The following is a 17,143-nucleotide window of genomic DNA, read 5'->3' as shown; positions in this document are numbered from 1 at the left end:
GCATGACCCGTGAATCCCTGCCGGATGCCACCGAACCCACACCGTCCGCGCCGAAGGGCGGCCTGGACACCGCGACGCTGGACCTGCCGGGCTGGAAACACATCTACTCCGGCAAAGTCCGCGACCTCTATGTTCCGGTGGACGAGTCCATCACGGAGCGCATCGGCCAGGAGTGCGTCCTGGTGGTCGCCAGCGACCGCATCAGCGCCTATGACCACGTCCTTGCCAGCGAGATCCCGGACAAAGGCCGCATCCTGACCCAGCTGAGCCTGTGGTGGTTCGAACAGTTGGGCGTGGAGCACCACGTGCTCGCGTCCACGGTCGACGCCGGCGTGCCCGCCGCGGTGGAGGGCCGCGCGATGATCTGCAAGAAACTGGACATGTTCCCCGTCGAGTGCATCGCCCGAGGCTACCTCACCGGCTCCGGGCTCGTGGAGTACCGGGAGTCCGGCACTGTGTGCAGCATCCCGCTGCCGGAGGGCCTGGTGGACGGGTCCCGGCTCGACGAGGCCATCTTCACCCCCTCCGCGAAGGCCGAGGTGGGCGAGCACGACGAGAACATCACCTTTGACGCCGTCGTGGCGACCGTCGGGGAGGGCATCGCGTCCCGGCTGCGCGAACTCACCCTGGAGATCTACACCAAGGCAGAGGCCATCGCCCGTGGCCGCGGCATCATCCTGGCCGACACCAAGGTGGAATTCGGCTTCGACGTCGCTACCGGCGTCATCACGCTGGGCGACGAGGTGCTCACCCCGGACTCCTCACGTTTCTGGGATGCCGCCACTTACGAGCCCGGCAAGGCCCAGCCTTCCTACGACAAGCAGTACGTCCGCGACTGGCTGACCTCGGCCGCGTCCGGCTGGGACAAGTCCTCGGACGTGGCACCTCCGGCGCTGCCGGCCGACGTCGTGGCCCGCACCCGCAGCCGCTACGTCGAGGCCTACGAGAAACTTACCGGCCGGACGTTCGCCTAGGGTGTCAGGAGGCGGCCCGCTTAGGCTCCGGACGACGCGGCGGCCTCCGCTCGGCGCTGGGCCAGCCGGATTTCCAGTACGGCGTCCATCGACTGCTGGACCCGGTCCGAGGCGCCGGCCGCGCTGAACTCCTTCTGGGCTTCCTCGAGATAGACCAGGGCCTCCTCGGAATCGCCGGCCGCCTTGAGCGCCTTGCCGAGCAGAAGCGACACTTCGCCGGCGGTGTGCTTGGCGAGTGCGTCCTTGTCGGCGTGGATCTCGCGCAGTTTCTGGACGGCTGCGACGATGTCCCCGGTCAGGTAAAGCCAGCGGGCCCGGATGAACGCCACCTCAAGCTGGTCCGTCTTGTTGCCGCCCACGATCGAGAGCGCCAGCTCAGCGCGCTCAATCGACGTCAGCGTCTCCGGCTCCACGATCCCGGAGGACAGGCGGACGGCCGCGGAGGCCTTGTTAAACCGGGCCCAGAGGTCAATGTCGTTCGCGGGGGAGAGCAGCTGAGCCGCCCGCTCATGGTACTTAATGCCCTCCGGGTAGTCATGGCGCATAAAGGCCACGTTGCCGATCACCCAGGCGACCTCGCCGGCCAGCTGGGTCATGGAATGCTCGTCCATCTGATCGTTCATGGCCTGGCAGTATTCCCAGGCCTCGTCCAGCCGGCCGCTTTCGGCCAGCGCCCCGATCAGCGCCCGCAGTGCGCCAATGACCAGCGTGGAGCCCTTGGGCAGTTCGGCGCAGAGCCGCACGGCCTGCTGAGCATGCTCGACGGCGGCGGTCAGCTGCCCCTGCCCCTGTGAGGCCGCGGCGAGCATCTGCCGGGCACGCACCCCCAAGCCTGCCGATTCGGCGGCCATAGGGTGATCCAGGAGCCGCTGGACGATGTCCTTGCATTCTTGCCACTGACCCTGCTTGATCAGGCATTCAGCCTGCATATAGGTCATGTTCCACCAAGCGCTGGTGTTCCTGGCTTCGAGGGCGATTTGGGCCGCTGCCGCGGCATGGGTCGCTGCCAGGGAGTAGTCGCGCAGATCCCAGGCCTGGCGCGCATACAGGCCCGAGAGTACATATTCCGCGTCACTGACGGACACTGGCTGGCTCCACGCTTCCAGCGCCTTAGGCGCAAGCTCGAGCCGTCGGGCCAGCTCCTCGATGACGTCGGCCGTCGGTTCACGGCGTCCGGTCTCCAGCAGGGAGATGTAGCTGGGCGAGTACAGGTCCCGGCCCAATTCCGCTTGCGTCAGGCCACGCTCAAGCCGTTCCGCTCGGAGTTTCTCCCCGAATCCGTTCCCCACGGATACCTCCTAATTCCGGACAATCTTTGTACTAAATGCTTGACAGTCTCTGTGGAAATCATTTTACAATGTGTGTCAACAAGGGTAGTGCTGACTTGGTAAGGACCCCGACTCATATTGAGGAACTCTATGTTGAAGAAGATTGCGGCCGGCGCCGTCCTGGCAGGCGCTCTGGCATTCTCCGCTGCGGCTCCGGCCGTCCTGTCCATTGGTTCCACCGGTGACGCTGGCTTCACCGCCGTCGGCAACTGGCCGGATCCCATGAAGGCACCCCAGGCCGTCGGTAACTGGCCTGACCCGATGATGTACTCCACGAATGTCGGCAACTGGCCCGACCCGATGACGTACTCTACGAATGTCGGCAACTGGCCCGACCCGATGTAAGCAATAGCTCTGATAGCTCCGGGACATGCGCGAACCATGTCCCGGAGCTATTTTTTTGCCGTGACACTCATCGACTGCTCCGTTGCCGCCCGTTTGAGGCGTCAAAATCCCGGACACACAAAGAAGAGGGCCTTCCGGATGGAAGGCCCTCTTCTTGATTGGTCGGGATGACAGGATTTGAACCTGCGACCTCGTCGTCCCGAACGACGCGCGCTACCAAGCTGCGCCACATCCCGATCCGTTACTTCAAAAGCAACTTCACAAGAGTATCCGATCAGGGCCCCGGATGCGAAATCGTGCCACGGACGGCCGCGCAGCAGGACGCACCTTGCGCGCGACCGGGCCGCGAAGCGCCGGTGCGAATCAAACCAGCGAGTCCTTCCAAGCGCCGTGCAGCTGCGCGAAGCGGCCGCCGCCGCCGATCAGCTGCTCCGGGGTGCCGTCCTCGACCACCCGCCCGTCGTGGACCACCAGCACCCGGTCGGCGGTCTCCACCGTCGACAGGCGGTGCGCGATGATGAGGGCGGTGCGGCCGCTGTCAGCGCCAATGCCCTGCAGCAGCCCGGCCAGTCCGGTTTGGACGAGCCGCTCGGACGGGATGTCCAGCGAGGAGGTGGCCTCGTCCAGGATCAGTACGGCCGGGCGGGCCAGGAACGCCCGGGCGAAGCTGATCAGCTGGCGCTGCCCGGCGGACACGCGGCCGCCGCGCTTGTTGACGTCCGTGTCGTAGCCCTCCGGGAGTGCGTGGATGAACTCGTGCGCCCCCACGGCCTTGGCTGCGGCCTCGATCTCCTCCCGGGTGGCCCCGGGCCGGCCGAGGGCGATGTTGTCCGCGACGGAGCCGCTGAACAGGAACGCCTCCTGGGTGACCATCACGACGTTCCGGCGCAGATCCGCCGTCGCGAGCTCCCGCAGGTCCACGCCGTCGAGCGTGAGCGAGCCTGCGGAGACGTCGTAGAAGCGGGCGATCAGCTTGGCGAGCGTTGACTTGCCGGCACCGGTCTGGCCCACCAGTGCCACCGTCTGGCCGGCGGGGATGTGCAGGTCCATGGCCGGGATGATGACGGGCCCGTCGCCGTAGCGGAATTCGACCCCCTTGAAATCAATGGTTCCCTGGGCATCGTGCAGGGCCACCGGGTTTTTCGGCGGCCGGACAGTGGGAACTTCCTCGAGCAGTCCGGAGACTTTCTCCAGTGCCGCCTGGGCGCTCTGGAAGGAGTTGTAGAACATGGCCATCTGGTCCACCGGCTGGAAGAAGCGTTTGGTGGACAGGATCAGGGCCAGCAGCACGCCGACGGCGAGGTCGCCGCCGAGCACCCGGAAGCCGCCGAACAGCAGGACGACGGCGACGCAGACGTTGCCGATCAGCACCAGGCCGGGCTGGAAGACGCCGTTGAGGTTGATGGACCGGACCGTGACCTTGCGGTAGTCCTCGGCGAGTTCGGCGTAGAGCGCGGCATTTTCGCGTTCCTTGCGGAAAGCCTTGACCGCGCGGATGCCGGTCATGGTCTCGACGAAGTGCACGATCAGCCGGGCCGAGACCACCCGGGATTCGCGGAACGCGATCTGGGAGTGCTTCTGGTACCAGCGGGCCAGGAAGTACATCGGCACGCCGGCGGCCAGGACCAGGAGTCCGCTCCGCCAGTCGAGCGCGAACACCGTCGCGGCCGTGAACACCATGAACAGCATCCCGGAGGCCAGCGAGCTGACCCCGGAGTCCAGGAGTTCGCGCAGCGCCTCCAGGTCCGAGGTCTGCCGCGCGATGATCCGCCCCGAGGTGTACTTCTCGTGGAATTCGAGGCTGAGTCGCTGGGTGTGCCGGAAGACCCGGACGCGCAGGTCCAGGAGCATCGCCTGGCTCAGTCTCGCCGTCGAGGTCACGTACAGGGCGGTGAGGCACGCCGTGGCAACCGCGGCAGCGAGGTAGGCGGCGCCCGTGAGCATCAGGGGGACGTTGTCGCCGGCGATCAGGGCAGGGAGGGCCCGGTCGATGCCGAAGGCGATCAGCGCCGGCCCGGCGACGCGGGCGGCCTGGGACAGCACGACGGCGGCAATCGTCAGCCAGAACCGCCGGCGGACCGGGCGGATCAGGGAGCGGAGCAAGGCGAGGGAGCGGCGCCGGACGGTTTTGCTCTCGGTCTTGGACAGGTGCGCGTTGTCCTCGTTCGCGGTTCCGAAGGTTGCGCTGCTCATCGGGAAACCTCCTCGGCGTTGAGGCCGGACAGCTCTGAGTCCAGCAGATCGGAGTCCAGGTCGCGCGGTTCCGGGTCGAGGCTGGCAATCACGTAGCGGTAGTGGGGATTCTCCGCGAGCAGTTCGGTGTGGGTGCCGACGGCCGTGATCCGTCCGTCCTCCAGCAGCGCCACCCGGTCCGCCAGCGCGACGGTGGAGGGCCGGTGGGCCACGATCAGCGTCGTGGTGGCGGTGAGCACCTCCCGCAGCCTGGTCTCGACGAGCTCCTCGGTGTGGACATCGAGGGCGGACAGCGGATCGTCCAGGACCAGCACCCTGGGCCGGGCGGCGATGGCACGGGCCAGGGCGATGCGCTGCCGCTGCCCGCCGGAAAGGCTGAGCCCTTCCTCACCGATCAGGGTGTCCAGCCCGTCCGGGAGCGAGTACGCGAAGTGGGCCTGGGCGACGTCGAGCGCCTCCTCGAGGGCCTCCTCGCGGCGCTCGGGCGGGAGGCCCGCCGGGGCGCCGAGCAGGACGTTGTCGCGGACCGAGCTGGAGAACAGCGTGGTGTCTTCGAACGCGACGGCGACCACCGTGCGGAGGTCCTCGACGCTGAACTCGCGCAGATCCACCCCGTCGATGGTGATGGAGCCGGCGGTGACGTCGTACAGCCGGGGGACCAGCTGGAGCAGGGCGCTCTTGCCGCTGCCTGTAATTCCCACCAAGGCCATGGTTTCGCCGGGCCTGATGTCCAGGCTGACGTCGTTGAGGATCGGTTTGTCCGGGGCGTCCTCGTAGGCGAACGTGGCGTGGTTGAAGCTGAGGGCGCCCTGCAGCTCGGCGGGGTGGCGCGGATTTTCCGGGCTGGTAATGGTGTTCACCGAGTCCATCACCTCGAAATGCCGGTCCACGGCGGTCTTGGCGGTGAGGGCCATGGCCAGCAGCATGCCGCAGAATTCCACCGGGGCGGCGATCACGGCGGCGGTGGCGAAGAATGCCACCAATGCGCCGATGCTCAGCTCGCCGGTGGAGGCCAGCATGATGCCGACGACGAGGCCGGTCCCGAGGGCCAGCTCCGGCAGGAGGGTGACCACCAGGCTGAAGGTGGCAACGTGCTTGGCCTTGGCGATCTCCGTCTGGCGGAGCTCCTCCGCCTGTTCGTTGAAGTTCTCCAGGGCCTCGCGGCTGCGGCCGAACGCCTTGAGCACGCGGATCCCGTGGACCGATTCCTCCACCGTGGTGGCGAGGTCGCCGGCCTGGTCCTGGCTGCGCCGGGCCACCTTGCTGAAGCGGGTGCGGAAGCGGAAGCCGTAGATCATGATGGGTACCGCGGCGGCGAGGAAGATCAGTGCCAGCTGCCAGCTCATATTGAACATCACGGCCACACCGATCACGACGGTCAGGGTGGTGACCACGAGCATGATGGCGCCGAAGGCCATCCAGCGGCGCAGGAAGTTCAGATCGGTCATGGCGCGGGAGAGCAGCTGCCCGGAGCCCCACCGGTCGTGGAAGGAGACGGTCAGGTCCTGCAGGTGGCCGTAGAGGGACACCCGCATCCGGGTCTCCACCGTGGTGGCGGGGTTGATCACGAACTGCCGGCGCAGCGCCACGAGTCCGGCCTCGGCGATGCCCAGGCCCAGGATCACGAGGGAGGCGGTCCACACCGCGTCCGTGCTGCCCCCGGGTTCCAGGGACTGGTTGATCAGCACCCGCAGCACCTGGGGGATGGTTAGGGCCACCACGCTGGCGAGCAGGGCGCAGAGCAGGCCCATGACCAGCCGCGGAATGATCGGCTTGACGTGCGGATAGAGACGGCTGATGGAGGAGAAAAATGAGGTCTGCTTGGCCATGCCTGCTTCTTAAAACGCAACTGCGAAATAGCTAACGCAACTGGATGTAGTTTCCTGTAGCAACTACCCTAGGCCATCGGGTGACCGGGTTCACATGAAAATCGACAGCATCAGGATCTCGCCCAGTAATTACATTCCGCAATGGCTTCGCGGCGCGCCCCGCGGGACATGTCCGGTCCCCGGCGCAGGGCGTGGACATAAGCGCTGCCGTGCCGCGGGACATGTCCGGTCCATAGCGCAGGGCGTGGACATAGGCCCACTATGTCCATCCGTGCAGCACAGGGGAGAGCATGTCCAGTTGGTATCGAGGGGAGCGGGCGGCTCAGGAACGCGGAGTGAGCGTCAGCAGAACGGCCTCGGGCCGGCAAGCGATCCTGACCGGAGCGAAACGGGAGGTGCCGATGCCGCCCGAGACGTTCACCGGCGTCGTGCGTCCCTTGCTTTCCCAGTCGTGCAGGCCCTTGGCGCGCCAGGTCGGGAGATCGCAGTTGGCGACGAGGGCGCCGAAACCCGGGACGCAGATCTGGCCGCCGTGGGTGTGCCCGGCCAGCAGCAGGTCGGCGCCGTCCTCGGTGAAACGGTCCAGGACACGCTGGTAGGGGGCGTGGATGACTGCGACGCGAAGATGCGGTCTGCTGTCCCGGCCCTTCGTGCCACGGGGCCAGCCCGCGTAGCGTTCGAGGCCCAGGTGCGGATCGTCGACGCCGGAAAAATCAACGCGCAGGCCTTTGATCACGAGCGATTGGCAGCGGTTGGTCAGGTCCACCCAGCCGCCCATGCCGAAGCCTGCACGGAGCCGGGGCCAGTCCAGCCTGGCCGGCTCCTTGGTGTGCGAGGACGGCCCCTGGAAATACGACACCGGGTTCTTCAGCGTCGGGGCGAAGTAGTCGTTTGAGCCGGGAACAAAGACGCCCGGGAACTCCATCAGCGGATGGAGCGAGTCCAGCAGGGGCTCCACTGACTTGGCGTGGCTGAGGTTGTCGCCGGTGTTCACCACCAGGTCCGGCCGCAGTTCCGCCAGCGAGGACAGCCATTCGGCCTTCCGGTGCTGCCCGGGCACGAAATGGATGTCGCTGAGGTGCAGCACCCGGATAGGGCCAAAACCGGCCGGGAGGATGGGCAGGGTCTCCTCGCGCAGGACGAACTGGTTCTTTTCCCAGAGTCCGTAGCCGGTCACGGCGGCGCCCGTCACGGCACCGGCTGCGGCGGTTACGGCAAAGCCGCGCCCAATGCTTCGGACGCGGCTTGCCAGATCAAATCCCCCGGCCACGGGCTACTTCTTCTTTTCCGGCGGCGCGGACGGCGCCGGCTCCTTGGGAGTAGCGCTCTCCGTCGACGGAGCCTTGGTGTCGCTGTTGTTGCTGTCGCTGTTGTTGTTGCTGTTGTTGTTGCTGGGCGGCTGGTACGGCGCGGCTTCGTACAACAGGTTCGACGGCGGTTCCGGGAACGGCTCCGTGCCGTGCGAGGGGGCGATCTGCGCCATGAACTGGGAGAACATGGGGCCGGCGATCATGTAACCGTCGATGCCCGTGTAGAAGTTCCCGTTGATCGTGATGTTCTGCCCGGCACGCTTTTGGTTGGTCAGCGGGTCGCCGAACCAGGCCGCCGTCGCGAGGCCCGTGGTGTGGCCGACAACCCAGGTGGAACCGTTGTTGTTCGACGTACCGGTCTTGGCCGCGATCGGGAAGTTTGTCCGGGTGGAGATCCGCGGCTGGATGAGCGATCCGGACCCGCGGTTCAGGACCTCCTGCAGCGCGTAGTTCACGCCGCGGGCGACCTCCGGCTTCAGGGCGTCCCGGCAGTTGGTGGCCTGGGCGGGCAGCTGGGCTCCGGTCGCATCGGTCACGGAGGTAATGGCGATCGGGGCGCAGTACCGGCCGTCGTTGGCGAATGTGGCGAACGCGCTGGCCATGGTCAGCGGCGAGGTCTGGGTGGAACCCAGGAGGTTGGCCACAACGGACATGTTGACCGGCGAGTTGTCGAGGCCGTTGTGGATGCCCACCGCGTCCACGATCTTCTGAATCCCGCAGAAGTCCAGCTGGGCGGCGGAGGCGAAGGTGACCGTGTTGATGGAGTTGTAGAGGCCCCGCAGGACCGTCATGGGCTTGTAGTAGTCCGGATCCGCGTTCTGCAGGTCGGGCGCGGCACCCAGACCTTCTTCGGCGGAATTGTAGGCGCCCGTGGTGGTGCCGCAGGAGTTCCGCCACTGGAAGTTCAGGGGGTACTTCCGCACAGAGCCATCGACCACGGTATTCATGGATTTGCCCTCGTCCAGCCACTGGGCGAAGGTGAACGGTTTCATCGTGGATCCCGGCTGGGCGCCGCCGAGGCCGTTGATGTCATTGCCTTTTTCGTCGTACTTGTCGACGTTGAAGTTCAACTGGGTGTCGAACTTCCCCTTGGCGGGCAGCCACGAGGTGTTCTGGGCCATGTTGGTGATTTTGCCCGTGCCCGGCTCCACGGAGACCAGGGCGGCGCCCCACTTGTCCGGGTTCGCCCCGGCAGCGGCATCCACCTGCGCCTGGGCTGCCTTCTGGGCGGCGGGCTCCAGGGTGGTCTTGATCGTCAGGCCGCCGCGGAAGACCTTCCGCTCACGTTCTTTCGCGTCCGCGCCGTACGCCGGGTTGTTGAGCAGCAGGTGCAGCACGTAATCGCAGAAGTACGGCGACGTCGGCGAGTAGGCGCAGCCCTGCCGGGGCTGGGTCACCTTGGTGGTGACCGGCGTGGCGACGGCGGCTTCATAGTCCGCCTGCTTGATCTTGCCCTGCGTGTACATGGCCTTCAGCACCAGGTCGCGGCGGTTCTTGGCGTTCTCCGGGTTGGTGATCGGATCGTAGAACGACGGGCTATTCACAACGCCGGCGAGAAGCGCCGCCTGCGGGAGGGTCAGTTTCTTGGCGGTGGTGCTGAAGAACAACCGTGAGGCTGCCTCAATGCCGTAGGCGTCGCGGTTGAAGAAGACGATGTTGAGGTAGCCCTCAAGGATCTCCTCCTTGGTGAACTTCTTCTCCAGAGCGATGGCGAGCTTCATCTCGCGGAGCTTGTCCCCGACGCCCTTGTTCACGCCGTTCAGGAGGACCTCGTCGCCCTTGCCCTCGGCCTCGAGGGAAGAGTTGATGACATTGTTCACGTACTGCTGCGTGATGGTCGACGCGCCCTGCTTGTTGCCCCGGGCGGTGCTGACCAGCGCGCGCATGATGCCGGTGGTGTCCACGCCGCCGTGTTCGTAGAAGCGGCTGTCCTCGATGGCGATGACCGCGTTCTTGATGTGCGGGGACATGTCATCCAGCGACACGCGGGTGCGGTTCTCGAGGTAGAGGTTGGCGATGACGCTGCCGTCGGCCGCCAGAATCTTGGTGGACTGGCTTGGCGGATCAACCTTCAGCTCCGCCGGAAGGGTGTCGAAGAATTTGATCGACCCGCTGGCCGAGCTGCCGGTGACGGCGGCCGCAGGGACCAGCAGTCCCGCCACCAGGACGCCACAAATGGCGCTCACGCCCAGGAAAAGAAGGATCTTTCCGAGGGTGGTGGCCGTGTCAAATAAAGGGTTCTTACCAGTCGCCATGTTTTCCACTTTACCGGCAAGGACTAGGCTTTAGCTCATGACCAAATGGGAGTACGCCACGATTCCGCTCATTATCCACGCCACAAAGCAGATTTTGGACCAGTGGGGTGACGACGGCTGGGAGCTTGTCCAGGTTGTTCCGGGCCCCGAAGGAAACGGCCTGGTTGCCTATCTCAAGAGGGAGAAGCAGTAGCCATGAGCACCCCCGCATCTTCCGCTCCGGGCGCGTCCGGAGACTCCGAAACTCCGGACCGCAGCACCTCAGGAACGGGCGCGTCGTCCGCCGTCGAGCAGCGCCTCGCCGAGCTGGGCCTGACCCTGCCGGAGGTTGCCGCCCCGGTGGCCGCCTACGTCCCGGCTGTGATTTCCGGCAACCATGTCTACACCTCGGGTCAGCTGCCGTTCATCAACGGCCAGCTGGAAGCGACCGGCAAGGTGTCCTCGGGCACTGAAGGCGCCTCGGACGAGGCCACGGTCTCACCGGACGCCGCCCAGCGGTACGCCGCGGTGTGCGCCGTCAACGCCCTGGCAGCCGTGAAGAGCGTCATCGGGGACCTCGACCGGATCACGCGGATCGTCAAGGTTGTGGGGTTCGTCGCCTCCGACCCGTCCTTCACCGGCCAGCCCGGTGTGATCAACGGCGCGTCCGACCTGCTGGGCAAGGTCCTCGGCGACGCCGGCCAGCACGCACGGTCCGCCGTCGGCGTGGCCGTCCTTCCGCTCGACTCACCGGTTGAAGTCGAACTGATCGCCGAATTCGCCTAGAGGGCCGGTCAGTTCCTTGCCTCAGTTAGCCCGACGACTGTTTGTCCTTCCCCCGGATCTTGAGGGGGCGGCCCGCAGCTGGCTTGAACACGGCGAACGGACGCCCCGCGCGGCACGGTTCGCTTCCTCGGTGGTGCTGCTTCGCGATTCGCCCACGGGCCTGGAGACCTGGCTGGGTTACCGGCCGGGATCGTCACCGCTGGGTGTCCTCGCCTTTCCGGGCGGGTCGCTGGAGGCGTCCGACGACGACGCGGTCGGCTGGCTGGGCCCCTCACCGCAGCATTGGGCCGAGCAGATGGGGACCGTCGACGTCGGACTGGCGCGCCGCCACGTGGTGGGCGCCATCCGTGAACTGTTTGAGGAAACCGGCATCCTCCTGGCCGGCCCGGACCTGTCCACCACGGTGGAGGCCACGTCCTCGGCCGAGTGGATGCGGGCCCGCGTGGCCGTGGCGGAGCAGGAGAAGTCGTTTACCGAGGTGCTGGCCAAGCGCGGGCTCTCGGTGCGGACGGACCTGCTCAAACCCCTGGTCAACTGGCTCAGCCCGGACTTCGCGCACCGCCGCTTCAACACCCGGTATTTCGCGGCCACCGTGCCGATGAACCAGCAGCCCTCGTTGCTCGCCAGCAAGGGCGTGTGGGGCCGCTGGGTGTGCGCCCGGAAGGTCATCGACGGCCGGGACACCACCGAGCTCGGCGACGAGGCGGGCCAGGAGAACACCGTCGGGCTCACCCTGAGCCAGCTGCTGGTGCCCGGCTCGGAGATCATGCTGGAGAAGATGGCGGCGGCCAACGGCTGCATCGCCTACCTGAGCTACAAGCGCAAGGCCCACGTCTACCAGCCGAAGCTTGTCGAGGAAAACGGACAGCTCCTGCTCGAGGTGGAGGCGGCCAAGACGGTCGCCGGAGAACCCCAGCGCGAACGCTGACCCCGGGGCGCTGAAGGGCCGGGGCACTGGCTGGCAGGACCGCTCAAGGGACATGCCCTGTGCAGTGCCCCAACAGTGGACATGCCGCCCGTTCATCCCGCCCTGCCACTGGACATGCCCTCCGCGGGCCCGAGCCAGTGGACATAGTGGCATTATGGCCACTCCTAGCTGCCAGGAACGGGCATGTCCGGTGGGATGTGAGCCCAGGGATGGGCATGTCCGGTGGGATGTGAGTCCAGGGATGGGCATGTCCCGCGGGCGGGCGTTCTTTCGGGCTTAACCACCGAAGGCCGGCGCCGTTTTCACGGGCCGGCCTTCGGGCGAACTGCGGGTGTGCTGCCAAACGGGCCTAGCGGGAACGCTGGCGGAGGCGCTGCATGTCGAGGATAACGACGGCGCGGGCCTCCAGGCGCAGCCAGCCGCGCTGCACAAATTCGGCGAGGGCCTTGTTGACCGTCTCGCGGGACGCCCCGACCAGCTGGGCCAGTTCTTCCTGGGTGAGCTCGTGGGCCACCAGGACGCCGTCGGTCGCGGGACGGCCGAAGCGGTCTGCCAGGTCCAGCAGCGCCTTGGCGACGCGGCCCGGAACATCGGAGAACACCAGGTCGGACAGGGAATCGTTGGTGCGGCGCAGGCGGCGTGCCAGGGCCTGCAGCAACTGTGCGGAAACCTCAGGGCGGGTGCGCAGCAGGGCGTTGAGGCTCTCGTTCTTCAGCCCGGCCAGCCGCGTTTCAGAGACGGCCGTTGCCGTGGCGGTCCGCGGGCTCGGATCGAACAGTGCCATCTCGCCGAAGAGCTCACCCGGGCCGAGGATGGCAAGCAGGGACTCCCGGCCGTCAGGGGACGTGCGGCCGAGCTTGACCTTGCCGGAGACGATGAAATAGAGCTGGTCGCCCTGGTCACCTTCCCGGAATACCGAGGCTCCGCGTGAGAGGTCCACCTCGGTGAGTTCGTCCGTCAGCAGACGGAACGCCTCGTCGTCGAGCGTGGCGAAAAGGGGGGCGCGGCGCAATACCTCGATATCCATGAAATCTCCTGACTAAAACTGTGTCGGCTGGGGCGCTTCAGCCATTGTTTCAGAATTTTGGCGCTTCTGTGACGTACTTGGCACCGAAACGCGCCAAACGTCGTGGAGGGGGAGCCAGCCCGGCTGTCCGTGGCCTCCGCGGACGCTCGGCAAATTGTCAGTCTGCGCCGGTAGAATTGGGGCTTACCCGCCTTTAAGGAGCCTCGGTGTTCGGCTTGACCATCCTGGACCTCGTGTTGATTCTGACACTGCTGTCCTACCTGTTCCACGGCCTTCGCAACGGCTTCCTCGTCACAGTCGGCGGCATCGCCGGGTTCGCCGCGGGCGCCGTGGCCGCGTTTGTGTCCGTCCCCATTGTCAGCGGCCTGGTGGAGGACAGCGGCTGGCGCCTCACGGCGATCATTGCCACCGCCGTTTTGCTGATGATGCTGGGGCATGGGATTGGCACCGCCATCGGGCGCAACATCCGCAGCGTCGTCAAAATCAACCCGCTGCGGTCCGTGGACCGGTTGGCCGGCGGAGGTGTCAACGTGGTGGTATCCGCCCTGGTGATGTCGATGCTGGCGTTCAGTATCGGCGCACTCGGCGTGCCCTTCGTCTCCCAGCCGCTCGCCGAATCCAAAGTGATCCGCTTCATCGACGGCGTAACCCCCGTACCGCTGAAAACCTCGATGGCCCAGCTTCGGTCCGCGGTGATCGGTGAGGGCATCCCGACGCTGTTCGAGGGCATCGGGGAAGGCCAGCCGGTGGCCATTCCGGATACCAGCACCGACACCCCGGCGCTGAACAGGGCCGCGGATTCGGTCCTGAAGATCGCCGGCACCGCCTACCAGTGCGGACAGAACCAGACCGGGACCGGTTTCGTGGTCTCGCCCGGCCGCGTGGTCACGAACGCCCACGTGGTTGCCGGCGTGCCGGAGCCGGTTGTGGAGATCCCCGGCGCCGGTGCCCTGCCCGGGCGCGTGGTGTACTTCGACACCCAGCATGACCTCGCAGTCGTGGCCGTGGACGGCCTGCGGACCGCCCCGCTGCCCCTTAGTTCCGACCTGGCGGCCGGCAGCCCGGCGGCGTTCGCCGGGTACCCCCACGGCGGCCCGTTCCAGTCCAAACCTGCCACGGTGCAGGACATCGCGACAGTGCTGGTGCCGGACATTTACGGCAACAACCCCGCGCCGGCGGACGTTTACCGGATCGCCGGGGACGTCCAGCCGGGCAACTCGGGAGGCCCGCTGCTGACCAACGACGGCCAGGTGGCCGGAGTAATTTTCGCCAAGGCCACCAGCGGATCCCCGCTCGGTTACGCCATCACTATGGCGGACCTGCGACCGGTCGCCTCCCAGGCGCCGGGCCTTGCGAACGCGGTCTCCCCGGGCCAGTGCATCCAGAAGTAACGGGCCAGAAGTAGCGGGCCAGAACTCACTGGGCGCCGGAATGCGGCCGGTCAGAGCCACTCCAGGCTCTGGCCGTGGGGGCCTGTGATCGCCACCGGCTTCCCGTTGTGAAGCAGCAGGAACCGGCCGCGGAGCCGCTCGTCGTCCATCTCCGGGACCACGCTGGAGCCGTCGGCCTGGAGGATGACGGTGTGCCCCTCGTTGGAGAGCCAGTGGCAGCCGGTATCGACGGCGAGCCGCGCCATTGCGGCGCGGAACCGGTCCCGGGCGGCCGCATCGAGGTAGGCCAGGACCGCGCTGTGGAAGACCACCAGAATGGCGTCCGACGGCGCCTGCGCGGCCAAGTCGAGGAACCGGTCGTTGAGGTCCCCGGCCACCAGGAGGGGCGGGTCGGCCCGCGCCACGGCGATCGCCCGGCGCAGCCGCTCGCGGCGGAAGTCCTGCTCCGGCCAGATCAGCGCCTCCAGCCAGGCGACGTCGTCGGGGTTCCGGACGTCGAGGGGGTTCAGATCGATCCCCGCCCGCCACACCACCGGCGGGAGCGCCGCCGGGAGCGGGACCGGGCCGGTGACGGCGCAGCCCAGGACCGGGTAACTGCCGGGAGCAGCGCCGGCCGGGTCCAGCCGGGTGAGCCCGGGGCCGGCGTCGTACTCATAGCCGTAGCGTTCGGGAAACAGGTTGAGCCCGGCCGAGGCCCCGACCTCAAGCAGAGCGAGCGGCCGCCCGCCGGCGGCGGCGATCTGCGCCAGGGAGGGCAGCAGGGTGGCGCAGCGGCCGGCCTCGTTGGTCTGGGTGGCCCGGGTGAGCACTATCCGGGAGACGTCCTCCCAGTGCGCGTCCAGGAACGCCCGGAAATCCGGGTAGGGGCTGATTTGTGCGCCGAGGAAGCGTGCCGCCGCGAGCATCAGCAGGGGCTGGCGCTTGTTGTGCGGCCACTCGTCGATCCGCCGGAGCAGCTCCGGGTCGTCCGCGATGCCCACCGACCATTCGGCGTAGCACGCGGAATTCCCAGGCGCGTCGACGGCGCCGAAGTGCCGGTACCACTGCGATGTCCCGGATTCCGCTCGGCCTGATACCGCCGGGCCTGGTTCCGTTGGGCCGGGCCGGGGAGCGGCCGGCTCCCTGCCGGCGGGATCAGCGGGGGACATGCTCAGTCCCGGCTGGCCTGCAACCCGGCGAGGTACTCAACGGCGAACCGGTAGCCCAGGATCCCCGCGCCGGCGATCACTGCCTTGCTGATGTCCGAGAGGTACGAGTGGTGCCGGAACGCCTCGCGGGCGTGGACATTCGTGATGTGGACCTCGACGGCGGGCAGCTGCACCGCGGAGATGGCGTCCCGGATGGCCACCGAGGTGTGGGTGTAAGCGCCGGCGTTGATCACGATGCCGACAGCCTTTCCGCGGGCGGCATGGATGGCATCCACAAGGGCACCCTCGTGGTTCGACTGGAAGCACTCGACGTCGATGCCGTGCGCCGCGCCGGTGTCCTTGGCGAGTTGTTCGACGTCGGCCAGGGTGGCGGTGCCGTACTTCTCCGGTTCGCGGGTGCCGAGCAGGTTCAGGTTGGGCCCGTTGAGGACCAGGATGGTGCCGCGGCCGGCGCCATCGGGGGTGGCTTCGCTCATGCCTGCCAATGTATCGCGTTGCGCCGCGGGCCGCCGCACCCGGCCGCGGACCGGGCGCTCAGATGACAGCCCGGGACCGGCCCGCGGGCTCTGGCCTGCGCCGGGCGGCGTGCCTACACTGGAAGTACCATCGCGGGGAGCTCCCGTGCTGGCCGACCCGCGCGGAAAGCCCGATCTCGGAGCACATCATGCGCAATATTCAGGTAAAACCAATCCGTTGGATCGCCGTCGGCATCCTCGCCCTGGCGGCATTTCTCGTGCCGGCACCCCTCGCGACCGCCGACCGGGCGCACGGCGATGAGCGGTCCTCGGTGATCAAACTCCCCGGCGCCACCGGTGCTGAGGGCATCGCCGCAGGGGCGGGCAGCACCTTCTTCGCCGGCGACCGGCTCAACGGCAACATCTTCCGCGGAGATATCGACAGAGGCACCGCAAAGCTGTTCATCACGGCGCCGAAAGGCCGGGCAGCCCTGGGTATGAAGGTCGACCGGGACAATGAGCTTCTCTTCGTCGCCGGCGGCGCCACCGGCCAGGCCTATGTGTACGACCTGGAGACGAGGAAGACCGTGGCCGTGTATCAACTGGCCAAGGGCGGCGACAAGTTCATCAACGACGTCATCCTGACCCGCGACGTCGCGTGGTTCACCAATTCCAGCGCCGGTGAGCTTTACCGGATCCCGATCAGCCATGACGGGAACCCGGGCAAAGCCCGGACAGTCGCCCTTGAAGCGCCTGCCGGAACCGTGGACGAAGGATTCAACCTCAACGGCATCGCCGCCGCTGATGAGGGCCGCACACTGATCGTCGCCCACACCGGCCGCGGCGCCCTGTACGCCGTGGACACGCGCGACGGATCCAATAAGAAGATCGAGGTCACTAACTCCGCCGGGGACCCGGTCGCACTGCCGAATGTCGATGGCATCGTCGTCCGCGGTGGCACCCTCTGGGCCGTCCAGAACCTCCTCAACCAAGTCAGCCGGATCGACCTGAACGGACGCGTGAGCTCCGGTGAGGTGGAGGAAGTCATCACCAGCAAGAACTTCGACGTCCCCACCACGGCGGCGCTGTTCGGCAACACCCTCGCACTCGTCAACGCGAAATTCACCACGCCCGCGGCCAAGAGCTTCGAGGCAGTCCTCGTCAGGGCCCGCTCCGGCGACTGAAGGCCCGCGAG

At 67.1% G+C, this 17,143-nt stretch carries 15 protein-coding genes and 1 tRNA gene; 7 read left to right on the top strand and 9 right to left on the bottom strand.

The window, feature by feature from the left end; translation table 11 throughout:
- Window positions 1–2: 2 nt before the first annotated feature.
- Window positions 3–974, top strand: coding sequence for a phosphoribosylaminoimidazolesuccinocarboxamide synthase (locus ASE96_RS18235; protein WP_056433776.1), 972 nt, complete (start codon window positions 3–5; stop codon window positions 972–974).
- Window positions 975–994: 20 nt separating this feature from the next.
- Here ASE96_RS18235 and ASE96_RS18230 read toward each other — a convergent pair whose 3' ends face one another.
- Window positions 995–2,263, bottom strand: coding sequence for a helix-turn-helix domain-containing protein (locus tag ASE96_RS18230; RefSeq protein ID WP_056433772.1), 1,269 nt, complete (start codon window positions 2,261–2,263; stop codon window positions 995–997).
- A 129-nt stretch (window positions 2,264–2,392) separates the two neighbouring features.
- Between ASE96_RS18230 and ASE96_RS18225 the strand changes: the two genes are divergently transcribed.
- Complete coding sequence (locus ASE96_RS18225) at window positions 2,393–2,647, top strand: hypothetical protein (protein ID WP_056433769.1); 255 nt, start codon at window positions 2,393–2,395, stop codon at window positions 2,645–2,647.
- Between the two features lie 159 nt (window positions 2,648–2,806).
- On the opposite strand, the gene ASE96_RS18220 is transcribed toward ASE96_RS18225, so the two are convergent.
- The 5 genes from ASE96_RS18220 to ASE96_RS18200 form a co-directional block, all read right to left on the bottom strand.
- Window positions 2,807–2,883, bottom strand: a tRNA-Pro gene (locus ASE96_RS18220).
- A gap of 127 nt (window positions 2,884–3,010) precedes the next feature.
- Entirely contained in the window at window positions 3,011–4,840 is a 1,830-nt protein-coding gene (locus ASE96_RS18215) for an ABC transporter ATP-binding protein (RefSeq protein ID WP_056433767.1), read from the bottom strand.
- Window positions 4,837–6,669 carry an ABC transporter ATP-binding protein gene (locus ASE96_RS18210; protein WP_056433766.1) on the bottom strand — a complete coding sequence of 611 codons (1,833 nt, stop codon included), beginning with the start codon at window positions 6,667–6,669 and terminating at the stop codon, window positions 4,837–4,839. The genes ASE96_RS18215 and ASE96_RS18210 overlap by 4 nt, the downstream gene beginning before the upstream one ends.
- A 322-nt stretch (window positions 6,670–6,991) precedes the next feature.
- Window positions 6,992–7,939, bottom strand: a complete 948-nt coding sequence (locus tag ASE96_RS18205; RefSeq protein ID WP_056433762.1) for a metallophosphoesterase — start codon at window positions 7,937–7,939, stop codon at window positions 6,992–6,994.
- 3 nt (window positions 7,940–7,942) lie between these two features.
- On the bottom strand, window positions 7,943–10,234 hold the full coding sequence (locus ASE96_RS18200) for a transglycosylase domain-containing protein (RefSeq protein WP_056433760.1): 2,292 nt from the start codon (window positions 10,232–10,234) through the stop codon (window positions 7,943–7,945).
- Between the two features lie 37 nt (window positions 10,235–10,271).
- Here ASE96_RS18200 and ASE96_RS19295 point away from each other — a divergent pair, with 37 nt between their 5' ends.
- The 3 genes from ASE96_RS19295 to ASE96_RS18190 are packed head-to-tail and all read left to right on the top strand — an operon-like array spanning window position 10,272 to window position 11,927.
- On the top strand, window positions 10,272–10,427 hold the full coding sequence (locus ASE96_RS19295; protein ID WP_144671455.1) for a DUF4177 domain-containing protein: 156 nt from the start codon (window positions 10,272–10,274) through the stop codon (window positions 10,425–10,427).
- Between the two features lie 2 nt (window positions 10,428–10,429).
- Complete coding sequence (locus ASE96_RS18195; protein ID WP_056433757.1) at window positions 10,430–10,999, top strand: RidA family protein; 570 nt, start codon at window positions 10,430–10,432, stop codon at window positions 10,997–10,999.
- A 16-nt stretch (window positions 11,000–11,015) separates the two neighbouring features.
- Window positions 11,016–11,927, top strand: coding sequence for an NUDIX hydrolase (locus tag ASE96_RS18190; protein ID WP_056433754.1), 912 nt, complete (start codon window positions 11,016–11,018; stop codon window positions 11,925–11,927).
- Window positions 11,928–12,276: 349 nt separating this feature from the next.
- Here ASE96_RS18190 and ASE96_RS18185 read toward each other — a convergent pair whose 3' ends face one another.
- A complete protein-coding gene (locus ASE96_RS18185) occupies window positions 12,277–12,954 on the bottom strand; it encodes a Crp/Fnr family transcriptional regulator (RefSeq protein ID WP_011693220.1) in 678 nt (225 codons plus the stop codon).
- A 206-nt stretch (window positions 12,955–13,160) separates the two neighbouring features.
- Here ASE96_RS18185 and ASE96_RS18180 point away from each other — a divergent pair, with 206 nt between their 5' ends.
- A complete protein-coding gene (locus ASE96_RS18180; RefSeq protein ID WP_056433751.1) occupies window positions 13,161–14,345 on the top strand; it encodes a MarP family serine protease in 1,185 nt (394 codons plus the stop codon).
- 50 nt (window positions 14,346–14,395) lie between these two features.
- Here the strand turns inward: ASE96_RS18180 and ASE96_RS18175 are convergent, their stop codons facing one another.
- A complete protein-coding gene (locus ASE96_RS18175) occupies window positions 14,396–15,493 on the bottom strand; it encodes a DUF2332 domain-containing protein (RefSeq protein ID WP_056433749.1) in 1,098 nt (365 codons plus the stop codon).
- Between the two features lie 2 nt (window positions 15,494–15,495).
- The gene (gene aroQ / locus ASE96_RS18170) at window positions 15,496–15,969 is read right to left on the bottom strand and encodes a type II 3-dehydroquinate dehydratase (RefSeq protein WP_056433747.1); all 474 of its coding nucleotides are present in this window, start codon (window positions 15,967–15,969) and stop codon (window positions 15,496–15,498) included.
- A gap of 188 nt (window positions 15,970–16,157) precedes the next feature.
- Between aroQ and ASE96_RS18165 the strand changes: the two genes are divergently transcribed.
- On the top strand, window positions 16,158–17,132 hold the full coding sequence (locus tag ASE96_RS18165; protein ID WP_056433744.1) for an SMP-30/gluconolactonase/LRE family protein: 975 nt from the start codon (window positions 16,158–16,160) through the stop codon (window positions 17,130–17,132).
- Window positions 17,133–17,143: the final 11 nt, after the last annotated feature.

Source organism: Arthrobacter sp. Leaf69 (assembly GCF_001422645.1).
GTDB lineage: Bacteria > Actinomycetota > Actinomycetes > Actinomycetales > Micrococcaceae > Arthrobacter.
This window is presented reverse-complemented; position numbering and strand designations above follow the sequence as displayed.

Coding starts and splice junctions, on each gene's coding strand:
- ASE96_RS18195 (WP_056433757.1), top strand. CDS start 10,430: ATGAGCACCCCCGCATCTTCCGCTCCGGGCGCGTCCGGAGACTCCGAA.
- ASE96_RS18185 (WP_011693220.1), bottom strand. CDS start 12,954: ATGGATATCGAGGTATTGCGCCGCGCCCCCCTTTTCGCCACGCTCGAC.
- aroQ (WP_056433747.1), bottom strand. CDS start 15,969: ATGAGCGAAGCCACCCCCGATGGCGCCGGCCGCGGCACCATCCTGGTC.
- ASE96_RS18165 (WP_056433744.1), top strand. CDS start 16,158: ATGCGCAATATTCAGGTAAAACCAATCCGTTGGATCGCCGTCGGCATC.
- ASE96_RS18235 (WP_056433776.1), top strand. CDS start 3: ATGACCCGTGAATCCCTGCCGGATGCCACCGAACCCACACCGTCCGCG.
- ASE96_RS18215 (WP_056433767.1), bottom strand. CDS start 4,840: ATGAGCAGCGCAACCTTCGGAACCGCGAACGAGGACAACGCGCACCTG.
- ASE96_RS18225 (WP_056433769.1), top strand. CDS start 2,393: ATGTTGAAGAAGATTGCGGCCGGCGCCGTCCTGGCAGGCGCTCTGGCA.
- ASE96_RS18200 (WP_056433760.1), bottom strand. CDS start 10,234: ATGGCGACTGGTAAGAACCCTTTATTTGACACGGCCACCACCCTCGGA.
- ASE96_RS18210 (WP_056433766.1), bottom strand. CDS start 6,669: ATGGCCAAGCAGACCTCATTTTTCTCCTCCATCAGCCGTCTCTATCCG.
- ASE96_RS19295 (WP_144671455.1), top strand. CDS start 10,272: ATGACCAAATGGGAGTACGCCACGATTCCGCTCATTATCCACGCCACA.
- ASE96_RS18175 (WP_056433749.1), bottom strand. CDS start 15,493: ATGTCCCCCGCTGATCCCGCCGGCAGGGAGCCGGCCGCTCCCCGGCCC.